Here is a 627-nt window from a genome sequence, read left to right as displayed (position 1 = left end):
GTGTTGTAAGTGACGAATCTGAGGTGCGCACCACGCTGGTCGGCGCGCTCGGCTGCAATCTCGCCTGGGGCCTCGTAGATGCCATCATGTATCTGATGGGATGCCTCGCCGACCGGGCCACAGAGCGGCGCATAATTGCCAAAGTGCAGCAAGCCGCCACCGCCGAAGAGGCGAGGACCGCTATCCTGCAGAACCTGCCTTCCGCGGTAGCGTCGGCATTGACGGACGCCGATCTCGACAGAATGCATGCAGCACTGTTGAAGGAGCGGATGCCAGGCGAGTCGATGGGACTCAAGCGCGAAGACTTGCTGGGTGCGGTCGCCGTCTTCCTTCTCGTTTTCGCCTCGACGATCCCGATCGTAGTGCCTTTCCTGTTCCTGCAGGACGCTTGGACCGCGCTTCGAATCTCCAACGCCATCGCTGTGGCGATGATGTTGTTTGCCGGCTACGCGTTTGGACAACTGACTGGGTACAGACCATGGCTGACTGCCGCTGCCATGGTTCTGCTCGGCTGCTTGCTGGTCGCCCTTACTATCGCGCTGGGCGGATGAGGGCCGGGCGCCGCGATCTTGCCGTGAACAGTGCGTCGGGACCGAGCGCAGATGTAGTACAGTAACATACACCCCG

1 protein-coding gene is annotated in these 627 nt (G+C 61.4%); it reads left to right on the top strand.

Annotated features, from left to right (window positions below; genetic code table 11):
• Positions 1 to 551: VIT1/CCC1 transporter family protein (locus ACXJ7R_RS35700; RefSeq protein WP_457155884.1), on the top strand; the 551-nt coding region annotated here is incomplete at its 5' end.
• Between the last annotated feature and the right edge of the window lie 76 nt (positions 552 to 627).

Source organism: Mesorhizobium sp. P5_C1 (genome assembly GCF_054049815.1).
This window is presented reverse-complemented; position numbering and strand designations above follow the sequence as displayed.